An 11,393-nucleotide genomic window follows, 5' to 3' on the forward strand; every position below is an offset into this window, starting at 1 on the left:
ACTTGGCTGGCGACGGCCCGGGAAGATAGGTAACGCCAACACTAAGCGACAGTCGAAAGACTGTCGCTTTTTTCTTTTGTATTTGTTTTCCTTTTGTAATGATTTGAGGGAAATCCTTTGATAAAATTTCAAATATGGACTGACTGCGCGATCGATCGAAGGAGTACACAAAATGAAGAAATGGGGATTTTTATTTTTATGTCTGCTTCTCCTTTTGGCAGGATGCAGTCAGGGAGAAGCAACAGAATTGGAGGAGAAAGAAAAAGAAGCGGAGGAGATTTCTACTGATTTATCCGAGCGGCATTTACCGCTTTATGAGATGCTGGAGCACTATAACGAGTATGACTATTTTGACGGTTTCACTGTTTCGGAGACAGAGCGGGGAGGACGCCTTTCTTATCAATTCACGCGGCAGGATGCAGATGTGCGTCTGCTGATGGACGAAACCGGAGAGGCGGAATTATCCATCGGAGGAGAGACGACCACCTTTACCGCTGCTTTTATGCCGGCAGGCGGCTCTACCGGCATCCACTGGACAGACCTGACAGGAGACGGCACTCCGGAGTTTATTTATACAGAGCATTGGAGCGGGACAGGCTTTCACCCGAATCACTGTATGATCTTTGACGGCGTGACACTGAGACAGCTTGCCTGGAAGGACTTTTCGGAAGATGTCAAAACAGCCTTTTCTCGGATTGCGGAAGTGTCTGTCTGCGGATTAGAGATCGATGTGGATGAAAGCGGCGGTTTGGCGGCATATGCCGTTGTGATGCTGCCGGATGCCGGAATCCAGCAGTATTTTGGCGGCGCGAGCGGCCACATGACTTGGGATGAGGAAATGGAAATGTTCGTTTTGGACGGCCAACTGACCGTGGAACGATATGAGGAGGCAGGGACGTGATGGACCCTCATGACAAACATCTCCGCCCGCCTATCCACCGCAGTTGGCTGCGGCTGCATCTGGGCAAAGCTTATTACACGGGAAAGCGGTATTTGCTCTGGTGTTCTCCAAGGTTTAACTGGGCAAAAGAGCGCATAAAAGAATGGCTGCCCTGCGTACAGTTTGCCCACGCAACACCTCTGATCCGTCAGCTTCGTGGCGACCAAATGGAATGGCAGCGGAACAAGGTGACGAACCTGAAGCTAGCCGTGGCCCGGCTGGATGGGCTGGTGTTGCATCCGGGTGAGACTTTCAGCTATTGGCGACTGATCGGAAAGCCAAGCAAGCGAAAGGGTTATAAGGAGGGCATGGTGCTGTTCCTTGGTCAAATCGGCGGCGACATTGGCGGGGGACTTTGCCAGCTTTCCAACCTGATTTTCTGGATGACCCTCCACACGCCGCTGACGGTGGTGGAGCGCTACCGCCATTCCCACGATGTCTTTCCGGATTCCAACCGCACCCAGCCCTTCGGCAGCGGTGCTACCTGCGCCTATCCCCACCGGGACCTGATGATCCGCAACGACACGGACCAGGATTTCCAGCTGTGCCTGCGGGTGGGGGAGACTCATCTGGAAGGGGCGTGGCGGGCGGTGCGGCCGCCGGAGCGGCGCTATGAGATCGTGGAGCGGGAGGTGCGAATCGACCAGGCGTCCTGGGGCGGCTATATCCGCCATAATGCGCTTTACCGGAAGGTCTATGACCTGGAGGACAGGCTGCTGGAGGAGCAATTCCTATTCACCAATGATGCCATCATGATGTACAGTCCGCTGCTGCCGGAAAAACAATAAGCCCATTCCTTGACAAACCTCGGTCATCTATGTATTATAAACATAGATAGCCGAGGTATTGCTTTTCCTGAGGGTGATAGATTTGCGGGAATTTTACAAATGGCGGGATGATGTGGTAGAGCAGATACGTTTCCGACCTGACCGGGCGGCTGTGGCTGAAGAGCTGACAGCCCACTATGAGGACCATGTGAAGGACCTGGAGCGGCTGGGCTACGAGCATGAGCTGGCGGACCAGCGTGCTTTGGGTGACATGGGAGACCCGGTGGAGATCGGCAAGGCCATGGACCGGGTGCATCAGCCCTGGCTGGGATGGCTGTGGCTGGTGAGCAAGGCGCTGGCAGTTTTGTCCCTGATCGCGGTGCTCCTCTATGGCGGTTCCAACTACATCACCATCGTCCAGGATCTGGAATGGCCAGAGAAGGAGACAGATTATGAAGCGGACGGGTATCTGTCGGACTCGGACAACCCGTATTTCACCCGAGTGGCCATGACAAAGGGGAGCAGCACGGAGGTGTGCGGATACACCTTTTCTATTCCCTACGCGGCTCTGTGGAAGGATACGCTGGACAATAGCTACTATAACGCGACCATTGTATTGGCGGTGCGGGATAACCGCTTCTGGGATGACGCCCCTGACCCGGCGCTGCGCACCATGAACGCTGTGGACAGCCATGGAGACCGCTATCTGGCCGTCCGGACCAAATGGGACCTTTCCTATACGGAGTACAAGGAAAACTGGGATGGGCTGGTGCGTATGAGCTTGGGGCAGAGCGCCAGAACACCGTTTTATGAGGAATACATCGTTTCTGTGGATGGGATCGACCAGTGGCCGGAGTATCTGGACTTGATCTGTGACAGCGGCGAGGGCTTTGCGCTGCGTGTGGAATGGGAGGCGGTGGAATGATGCGGCTGAACCGCAAGGGAAAGATCATCCGCAATTTACTGGTGATCGGCATTTGCATGTTTGTGATATCCTGGCTTCTGGAATTTCCGGCCCTGAGCCGGGAGGGCCTGTTTCGCAGGGCGGGGCACCAGTATTTGCTGGAGACGCCGTCAGTGTATCTCACATCACGTCCGAACAATTTGACAAGGGTCGACTCCTTTTTCCTGGAAAACGAGGGGCGTTTGATGACCGTGGACTACAAAAAGACCTTCCTGGGATACCAAATGGGAAGCGTAATGCTCTACGATCCGGAGGTTCGGTATGCACTGGATTTCAACTGTATCAGGAAAGAAGGAGACGGCTATGTGGTGCAGTTCACTGGGCAGGTGGTCGGCTTCCTGGAGGAAGCGGCAGCGGCGGAACTGGATATGACGGTCTGCATGATGGACGGCGGGCAGGTCCAACGGACGCTGGAATTGAAGAAAGAAGATCCGTATTGCTTCACCTTTGTATCACCGGATGAAACGGAGATCCAGGCAGATTATTTGCTGCGGACATCTCCCGCTGTTCTCCGGTTTTACGACGAAAACGGGGCAGTTTTGGAAGAGACGGTCTATGAAAGACTGAATATCGGCAGAAATACTGCGGAAGGGAGCGTCGTATGAAAATTGAAAAAAGTCTGATGACGGGCAGCACGACCCTGCTGGTGCTGTCCCTGCTGGCCCGGGAGGAGATGTACGGATACCAGATGATCACGGAGCTGGCCCGCCGGTCAGACCACACCTTTGAACTGAAGGAGGGGACCCTGTACCCCATCCTCCACGCCCTGGAGACGGACCGGCTGGTGACGGTCCGGGAGAAGGAGGCGGAGACGGGCCGGGTGCGGAAGTACTACCGCATCACCCGCAAGGGCCTGAAAGCCCTGGAGGAGAAGAAAGAGGAGTGGAACGTGTTTACGGAGAAGGTCAATGCCGTCATCTGCGGCGCGTCTCTTGCTTGATGTCATGGGAAAACGCTTTGAGAATTGGTGCTGGAAGGCGACGGAGCAGGTCTGTTCCTGGCCAAAGAGGGGGAAAGAGGGCAAAGAGGCGGATAGGTCTGGACAATTTTCGGGATATGGCGTATGATAAAAAATACGGCGCGGAATGAGCGCCGGATTGAATCTGAACGACTAATGGAGTGACAATACATATGGGTAAGTATTTTGGAACCGACGGCTTTCGCGGCAAGGCCGGCGAGGGCCTGACGGCACAGCACGCCTATGAAATCGGCCGCTTCTTGGGCTGGTACTACGGCCGGAACGAGCGGGCCCGCATTGTGGTGGGCAAGGATACCCGGCGGTCCAGCTACATGCTGGAGTACGCCATCAGCGCCGGTATGGCGGCCTCCGGAGCAGAGGTGTATCTGCTGCACGTGACCACCACGCCCTCTGTGTCCTACGTGACCAGGACCGACGGCTTTGACTGCGGCGTGATGATCTCTGCCAGCCATAATCCCTTCTATGACAACGGCATCAAGCTGATGAACCGGGAAGGGGAGAAGATGGACGAGGCAACCATTTCCCTGGTGGAGGACTATCTGGACGGCAAACTGGAGCTGGACGGCCAGAAGTGGAAGGAGCTGCCCTTGGCTACCGGGGACGGCGTGGGCGCCATCGTGGACCACAGCGCCGGACGGAACCGCTATATCGGCTATCTGATCTCCCTGGCCATGTACTCCTTTAAGGGCAAGAAGGTGGCCCTGGACTGCGCCAACGGCAGCGCTTGGTCCATTGCACCCAGCGTGTTCAAGGCCCTGGGCGCCGAAGTTTCCATTATCAACGACCACCCCGACGGTTTGAACATCAACACTGACTGCGGCTCCACCCACATTGAGGGGCTGAAGAAGTATGTAAAGGAAAACGGGATGGATGTGGGCTTTGCCTTTGACGGCGACGCCGACCGCTGCCTGGCCGTGGATGAAAACGGTGAGCTGGTAGACGGCGACCAGATCATGTATGTCTATGCCTGCTACATGAAGGAGCGGGATAAGCTGGTGAACAACACGGTGGTCACCACGGTCATGAGCAACTTCGGCCTGTACAAGGCACTGGACGAGGCTGGTATTGACTACGAGAAGACCAAAGTGGGCGACAAGTACGTCTACGAGAACATGGTACAGAACGGCCACCGCATCGGCGGTGAGCAGTCCGGCCACATCATCTTCTCCAAGTATGCCCGGACCGGCGACGGCATTCTGACCGCGCTGAAGGTCATGGAGGTCATGCTGGCCAAGAAGATGTCCCTGAGCCGGCTGACGGAAGGCATGACCGTCTATCCCCAGGTGCTGATCAATGTCCGGGTAAAGGATAAGAAGACGGCCCAGGAGGATCCTGCTGTCCAGGCGGCGGTGCAGGCCGTGGCCGACGAGCTGGGTGACACCGGGCGCATCCTGGTGCGGGAGTCCGGTACGGAGCCCCTGGTCCGCGTCATGGTGGAGGCCGAGAGCGAGGACCGCTGCCGTGAACTGGCGGAGCGGGTGGTGGAGGTTATCCGCGCCCAGGGACACGGTGCCTGATAGAGAAGAAAAAACTGTCATAAAGTGATCGAAAATGCCGGGAGGGCCTGTGAGCCTTCCCGGTGCTTTTTTAGGTAAAGGATTAGGTAAACGATTACCTGGATTGGCCTTTGTGGGAGTTGAACATGAGAAATGAAATTCTTTGTGCCAGTCTACAAAAAGCACAAAACCTCGTTGACAAGGAAGCAAAGTATCGACTATATTATATAAATGTAAGGACTGGAAACGTTCCCGGTAACGTTTTAGCAAAACAAGAGAGGACGGTGACACTGTGACGATCAAGGATATTGCGGAGCGCTGCGGCGTGTCCGTCAGCACGGTGTCCCGGGTCCTCAACGACCACCCCGACGTCAGCGCCGCCAACCGGGAAAAGGTGATGGCGGTGGTGCGGGAGACCCATTACGTGCCCAACAACAGCGCCCGGGATTTGGTCAAACCCGCGTCTGACGCCATCGGCCTGGTGGTCCGCGGCGTGGGGAACCCCTTCTTCACCGGTGTCATCCGGGCTATCGAGCGTGCCATCGGCGAAGCGGGCTACACCATGGTCCTCCATCAGATTCGCTCCGGGGAGGACGAACTGCGGGAGGCGGCGGAGCTGGCCCGGTCCAAGCGCCTGCGGGGCCTGATCCTGCTGGGAGGCTGCTGCGACTATACTGCGGACAATGTGGCGCTGTTGGATGTGCCCTTTGTGTGCTGCAGCTTCACCAACAGCTTTGGACAGCTGCCGGAAGATACCTATTCCTCTGTGACCATCGATGACCGGGAGACGGCTTACCGGGCTGTACGGCTGCTGCTGGAACAGGGACACCGGAAGATCGGCGCTTTGCTGGGCTCCACCAGTGACCGCTCCATCAGCGAGCTGCGGTATATGGGTTACCGGCAGGCACTGGAGGAGGGCGGCATCCAGCCGGAGGCTTCCCTGGTAGAGGAAACGGGTTCCTTTGGTATGGCCGAGGCCTACGAGGGAATGCGGCGGCTGCTGGCGCGGCGGAAGGATCTCACAGCGGTATTCGTGATCTCGGACTCCATGGCCGTGGCGGCCATGCGGGCGGTCCACGACTGCGGGAAGCGGGTGCCGGAGGACTGCTCCGTGGTGGGCATCGATGGCATCGACATGTCCGCTTATGTGGTGCCGACGCTGACTACGTTGGTCCAGCCTCAGGAGGAGATGGGGGAACGCTCTGTCCGCATCCTGGTGGATATGATTGAAGGACGGGCGGGGAACCGCCACCTGCTTCTGAATACGGAAGTCCGACCGGGCGGAAGTGTCTGCAAGCTCTGATAACCTGTGATTTTTACATCCATGGATGTGAAAATAAATATTTATAAGGAATGAAAGGAAGTACCACCATGAAAAAGCTGTTCGCACTCCTGCTGACGCTGGCTATGGTCCTGTCCCTGGCTGCCTGCGGCGGCGGGAAGAAGGAAGAAAAGCCCGCTGACACCAATGCTCCCGCAACGGAGACCCCCGCCGCTACCGGCAAGGTCTATTACCTGAACTTCAAGCCCGAGGCTGACCAGGCCTGGCAGGAGCTGGCCAAGACCTACACCGCTCAGACCGGTGTTGAGGTCAAGGTCGTTACCGCCGCTTCCGGCGAGTACAACACCACCCTGACCGCCGAGATGGGCAAGAGCGAGGCTCCCACCCTGTTCCAGTGCGGCAATGCCCAGGCTCTGCTGGACTGGGGCGATTACTGCATGGACCTGAGCGGTACCAAGGTGCTGGACGAGATGACCACCGGTGACTTCAACCTGGTGGAGGACGGCGCTGTCAAGGCCATCGGCTACTGCTATGAGGCCTTCGGCATCATCGTCAACAAGGCTCTGCTGAAGACCGCCGGCTATGAGCTGAGCGACATCACCAACTTCGAGACCCTGAAGGCCGTGGCTGAGGATATCCATGCCCGCAGCGGCGAGCTGGGCTTCGACGCCTTCTCCTCCTCCGGTCTGGACGGCTCCTCCTCCTGGCGTTTCTCCGGCCACCTGGCCAACATGCCCCTGTACTATGAGTTCCGTGACGACGGCGTGACCGAGCAGCCCGCCACCATCACCGGCGCTTATCTGGATAACTTCCGCAACATCTGGGATCTGTACATCGACAACGCTTCCGCTTCCAAATCCTCCCTGACCACCGCCACCGGCGACATGTCCAGCGGCGAGTTCAAGGAAGGCAAGGCTGTGTTCTATCAGAACGGTACCTGGGAGTACGCTGGCTTGATCGAGGCCGGCCTGAAGGCCGAGGATCTGGCTATGATCCCCATTTACTGCGGTGCTGACGGCGAGGAGAATGCCGGCCTGTGCTGCGGCACTGAGAACTGCTGGGCTGTCAACGCCAAGTCTTCTGAGGCAGACATCCAGGCCACTTTGGACTTCATTTATTGGGTCGTGACCTCCGACGAGGGCACCAAGATGATGGCCGAGCAGTTTGGCCCCATCCCCTTCAAGAACGCCAAGGCATCTGAGAACGTGTTCTTCAATGACGCCAACGCCTACATGGCTGACGGCAAGTACACGGTCACCTGGGCCTTCAACCATACCCCCAACGTGGACAGCTGGAGAGCCACCGTGGTCTCCGCTCTGGCCGCTTATTCCGCCGATCAGTCCGACGCCAACTGGGACGCTGTCAAGACCGCGTTCGTGGACGGCTGGGCTTACGAGTACGGCGTGCAGAACGGCTGATCGTCTCACAAGTAATCTCGTATCCTGAAAGAGAGGGGCGGGCTGACGCCCGCCCCTCCTTTTTTATTCCCATCCTGTGCGAGGCGAAGGCCCTGTCCATATGGAGCTTTCGCCCCGCGCAGGCGGGGAGGCAGTGTCCTCAAATTGATCAGAAAGAGAGGGAGAAGCTTTGAGCAAACGATCCAGCAGCGCAGCGACAAATGGCGATTTGCTGCGGCGGCCCATCCAACGCTGTTTTCCGCTGTTTATCCTGCCCACATTCCTGTGCTTTATCATCGGCTTCATCTGGCCCTTCCTGCAGGGCATCTATCTGTCCTTCTGCAACTTCAACACCCCCAGGGACGCCACCTGGGTGGGCATTCAGAACTATGTGAAGGGTTTCAAGGACCCCGGTTTTATCAATGCCTTCAAGAACACGGCGGCCTTTGCCATTGTGTCCATTATCATCATCAACGTCCTGGCGTTTACGTTTGCCTATGCCCTGACACAGAAGATCAAGGGCTCCAACCTGTTCCGCACGGTGTTCTTCATGCCCAACCTGATCGGCGGCGTGGTGCTGGGCTACGTGTGGCAGCTGATCTTCGACGCCATCCTGCGGCGCTATAACACCTACCTGACCTCCAATGCCACCTATGGCTTCTGGGGTCTGGTGATCCTGGTGGCCTGGCAGCAGATCGGCTACATGATGATCATTTACATCGCCGGTCTCCAGGCGGTGCCAGAGGATATGATGGAGGCCGCCCGCATTGACGGCGCCAACCGCTGGCAGACGCTGATCCATGTGACCATCCCCAACGTGATGCCATCCATCACCATCTGCACCTTCCTGACCCTGACCAACTCCTTCAAGCTGTTCGACCAGAACATGGCATTGACCGGCGGCGCCCCCGAGATGATGATCGCGGGCGGCAAGGTCAAGATGACCGAACTGTTGGCCCTGAACATCTTCTCTACTTACAACATCAACAAGAACTGGCATGGCGTGGCCCAGGCCAAGGCAGTGGTCTTCTTCATTCTGGTGGCCGTTCTGGCCATTGCCCAGCAGGCCGCTACCCGCAGCAAGGAGGTACAGCAGTAATGAAAGAACGTTCTTCCACCGCCAGCAAAGTCGTGACCTGCGTCTTTGTGGTGCTGTGCATCTTCTGGATGATCCCCATCTTTGAGGTGCTGATCAACTCCTTCAAGGGCAATACCTTTGTCAACACCGAGGCCTTTGCCCTGCCCAGCAGCGAGTCCTTCGTGGGCTGGGCCAACTATATCAAGGGCATGACCTTCGGCAACTATCCCTTCCTGAAGGCGGCGGGTTTCAGCCTGCTGATCACCGTGGCCTCCGTGGCCCTGATCCTGCTGTGCTGCTCTATGACCGCCTGGTACATCAACCGTGTGAACAGCCGCTTTGCCAAGATTTTCTATTACCTGTGCCTGTTCTCCATGATTGTGCCCTTCCAGATGGTTATGTTCACCCTGACCTTCACCGCTGACAACCTGAAGCTGAACACCCCCTTCACCATTCCCATCGTCTATCTGGGATTTGGCGCGGGTCTGGCCATCTTCATGTTCTCCGGTTTCGTGAAGAGTTTGCCCCTGGAGATCGAGGAGGCGGCCGCCATCGACGGCTGCGGCCCCATCCGCACCTTCTTCCTGGTGGTGCTGCCCATGCTGAAGCCCACCCTGATCTCCGTGGGCATCCTGGAGACCATGTGGGTCTGGAACGACTACCTGCTGCCCTACCTGGTGCTGGACCGCACCAAGTACATGACCATCCCCATCCTGGTGCAGTACCTGAAGGGCAGCTACGGCACCGTGGACCTGGGCGCCACCATGGCTGTCATTATGATGAGCATTATCCCCATCATCGTCCTGTATCTGTTCTGCCAGAAGCATATCATCAAGGGTGTGGCTGCCGGCGCCGTCAAGGGCTGAGGCGGTGTGCCTATGAAGAGAAGCTGCGGCATTTTACTGCCGGTCTCCGCACTGCCGTCACCCTATGGCATCGGGACCCTGGGAAAGGAAGCCTACGAGTTTGTGGACTTTCTCCATGAGGCCCGCCAGTCCTGGTGGCAGATGCTGCCGGTGGGGCCCACCAGCTACGGGGATTCCCCCTATCAGAGCTTTTCCGCCTACGCCGGCAACCCCTACTTCGTGGATCTGGAGACCCTCCGGGCCGACGGCCTGCTGACAAAAGCGGAGCTGGAGTCCGTGGATTGGGGAACGGATCCAGAGACGGTGGATTACGGGAAGATTTATAAAAACCGCTTCTGGCTTTTGGAGAAAGCAACCGAAAGAGGTTGGAAACGGGATGCTGGACAGGTAAAAGCCTTTACAGAAGAAAACGCCGGATGGCTGCCGGACTATGCACTGTTTATGGCACTGAAGCGCCGCTTCGGCATGAAATCCTGGACGGAATGGGAGAATGAGGATATCCGCCTGCGCCGCCCGGAGGCTGTGGAGCGGTACCGGAGGGAACTGGCGGAGGATATCCGTCTGTTCACCTACATCCAGTATCTGTTCTTCCAGCAGTGGAATGCCCTGCGGGATTACGCCCACGAAAAGGGCATCGGCATCATCGGGGACCTGCCCATTTACGTGGCTATGGACTCCGCCGACGTCTGGGCGGACCCGGAGAGCTTCCAGCTGGACGAGAGGAACGTGCCGGTGGAGGTCTCCGGCGTGCCGCCAGATTATTTCAGCGAGGATGGCCAGCTGTGGGGTAATCCCCTCTACGACTGGGACGCCATGAAGCAGGACGGCTACGCCTGGTGGGTCCGTCGTATCGAGGGTGCCTCCCATCTGTACGACGTACTGCGGATCGACCACTTCCGGGGACTGGAAAGCTACTGGGCGGTACCCTACGGAGAGACCACCGCCAAGATTGGTCGCTGGGTCAAGGGCCCCGGCATGGACCTGATGAACGTGTTGACGGCCCGGTTCCCAAATCTGAGCTTTATCGCGGAGGATCTGGGGTACCTGACCCCGGAGGTCCACCAGCTGCTGAAGGATTCCGGCCTGCCCGGTATGAAGATCCTGGAGTTTGCTTTTGACTCCCGGGAGCCCAGCAACTATCTGCCCCACACCTATTCGCCCAACTGCGTGTGCTACGCCGGGACCCACGATAACGCCCCTATCATGGCGTGGAGGGAGGAGGCTGCCCCAGCGGACATCGCCCTGGCGGTGCAGTATCTGGGCCTGAATGAAGAAGAGGGCTTCAACTGGGGCATGATCCGGGGCGGTATGAGCTCCGTGGCCGACCTGTTTGTGGTCCAGATGCAGGACTACCTGGGACTGGGCGCCAAGTCCCGCATGAACACGCCCGGTATTCTGGGCGGAAACTGGCAGTGGCGCATGAAGCAGGGGCAGATCGATCAGACCCTGACCGAGAAGATCGCAGAGACTGCCCGAATTTATGGAAGGAGTGAGCGCGCATGGCAAGCGTGACCCTGAAACATATTAAGAAAATTTACCCCCACAGTGAGTCCAAGAAAAAGAAGAAGGGTGAGCCCGAGAAGAAGACCAACCTGCAGGTGACGGCCGAGGGCGTCCTGGCGGT

General features: G+C 57.6%; 11 protein-coding genes. All 11 read left to right on the plus strand.

From position 1 onward, the window contains the following. Positions 1-172 precede the first annotated feature (172 nt). Positions 173-901, plus strand: a complete 729-nt coding sequence (locus tag JQM66_RS12025) for a hypothetical protein (protein ID WP_235230112.1) — start codon at positions 173-175, stop codon at positions 899-901. Positions 902-1,107: 206 nt separating this feature from the next. After that, entirely contained in the window at positions 1,108-1,728 is a 621-nt protein-coding gene (locus JQM66_RS12030; protein WP_328284143.1) for a VanW family protein, read from the plus strand. An 82-nt stretch (positions 1,729-1,810) separates the two neighbouring features. Continuing rightward, positions 1,811-2,632 (plus strand): permease prefix domain 1-containing protein, encoded by an 822-nt coding sequence (locus JQM66_RS12035; protein WP_235230113.1) that lies wholly within the window; start codon positions 1,811-1,813, stop codon positions 2,630-2,632. Continuing rightward, positions 2,629-3,276, plus strand: a complete 648-nt coding sequence (locus tag JQM66_RS12040) for a hypothetical protein (protein ID WP_235230114.1) — start codon at positions 2,629-2,631, stop codon at positions 3,274-3,276. Before JQM66_RS12035 ends, JQM66_RS12040 begins: the two co-directional genes overlap by 4 nt. After that, on the plus strand, positions 3,273-3,611 hold the full coding sequence (locus tag JQM66_RS12045; protein WP_235230115.1) for a PadR family transcriptional regulator: 339 nt from the start codon (positions 3,273-3,275) through the stop codon (positions 3,609-3,611). The genes JQM66_RS12040 and JQM66_RS12045 overlap by 4 nt, the downstream gene beginning before the upstream one ends. 191 nt (positions 3,612-3,802) lie before the next feature. Beyond that, the gene (gene glmM, locus JQM66_RS12050) at positions 3,803-5,167 is read left to right on the plus strand and encodes a phosphoglucosamine mutase (RefSeq protein WP_235230116.1); all 1,365 of its coding nucleotides are present in this window, start codon (positions 3,803-3,805) and stop codon (positions 5,165-5,167) included. Between the two features lie 271 nt (positions 5,168-5,438). Further along, complete coding sequence (locus JQM66_RS12055; protein WP_235230117.1) at positions 5,439-6,449, plus strand: LacI family DNA-binding transcriptional regulator; 1,011 nt, start codon at positions 5,439-5,441, stop codon at positions 6,447-6,449. A gap of 68 nt (positions 6,450-6,517) precedes the next feature. Next, on the plus strand, positions 6,518-7,846 hold the full coding sequence (locus JQM66_RS12060) for an ABC transporter substrate-binding protein (RefSeq protein WP_235230118.1): 1,329 nt from the start codon (positions 6,518-6,520) through the stop codon (positions 7,844-7,846). A gap of 211 nt (positions 7,847-8,057) precedes the next feature. Next, the gene (locus tag JQM66_RS12065; protein WP_235230122.1) at positions 8,058-8,924 is read left to right on the plus strand and encodes a carbohydrate ABC transporter permease; all 867 of its coding nucleotides are present in this window, start codon (positions 8,058-8,060) and stop codon (positions 8,922-8,924) included. Beyond that, positions 8,924-9,769, plus strand: coding sequence for a carbohydrate ABC transporter permease (locus tag JQM66_RS12070; RefSeq protein ID WP_235230119.1), 846 nt, complete (start codon positions 8,924-8,926; stop codon positions 9,767-9,769). Before JQM66_RS12065 ends, JQM66_RS12070 begins: the two co-directional genes overlap by 1 nt. Before the next feature lie 12 nt (positions 9,770-9,781). Further along, a complete protein-coding gene (gene malQ / locus JQM66_RS12075) occupies positions 9,782-11,281 on the plus strand; it encodes a 4-alpha-glucanotransferase (RefSeq protein ID WP_235230120.1) in 1,500 nt (499 codons plus the stop codon). The last annotated feature ends 112 nt before the right edge of the window (positions 11,282-11,393 follow it).

The sequence above is a fragment of the Oscillibacter valericigenes genome, from assembly GCF_021531915.1.
Taxonomy (GTDB): domain Bacteria; phylum Bacillota; class Clostridia; order Oscillospirales; family Oscillospiraceae; genus Oscillibacter; species Oscillibacter valericigenes_A.

Bases quoted from the DNA above. Each gene is read 5' to 3' on its own strand.
- glmM (WP_235230116.1), top strand. From the start codon at position 3,803: ATGGGTAAGTATTTTGGAACCGACGGCTTTCGCGGCAAGGCCGGCGAG.
- JQM66_RS12070 (WP_235230119.1), top strand. From the start codon at position 8,924: ATGAAAGAACGTTCTTCCACCGCCAGCAAAGTCGTGACCTGCGTCTTT.
- JQM66_RS12030 (WP_328284143.1), top strand. From the start codon at position 1,108: ATGGAATGGCAGCGGAACAAGGTGACGAACCTGAAGCTAGCCGTGGCC.
- JQM66_RS12040 (WP_235230114.1), top strand. From the start codon at position 2,629: ATGATGCGGCTGAACCGCAAGGGAAAGATCATCCGCAATTTACTGGTG.
- JQM66_RS12025 (WP_235230112.1), top strand. From the start codon at position 173: ATGAAGAAATGGGGATTTTTATTTTTATGTCTGCTTCTCCTTTTGGCA.
- malQ (WP_235230120.1), top strand. From the start codon at position 9,782: ATGAAGAGAAGCTGCGGCATTTTACTGCCGGTCTCCGCACTGCCGTCA.
- JQM66_RS12045 (WP_235230115.1), top strand. From the start codon at position 3,273: ATGAAAATTGAAAAAAGTCTGATGACGGGCAGCACGACCCTGCTGGTG.
- JQM66_RS12060 (WP_235230118.1), top strand. From the start codon at position 6,518: ATGAAAAAGCTGTTCGCACTCCTGCTGACGCTGGCTATGGTCCTGTCC.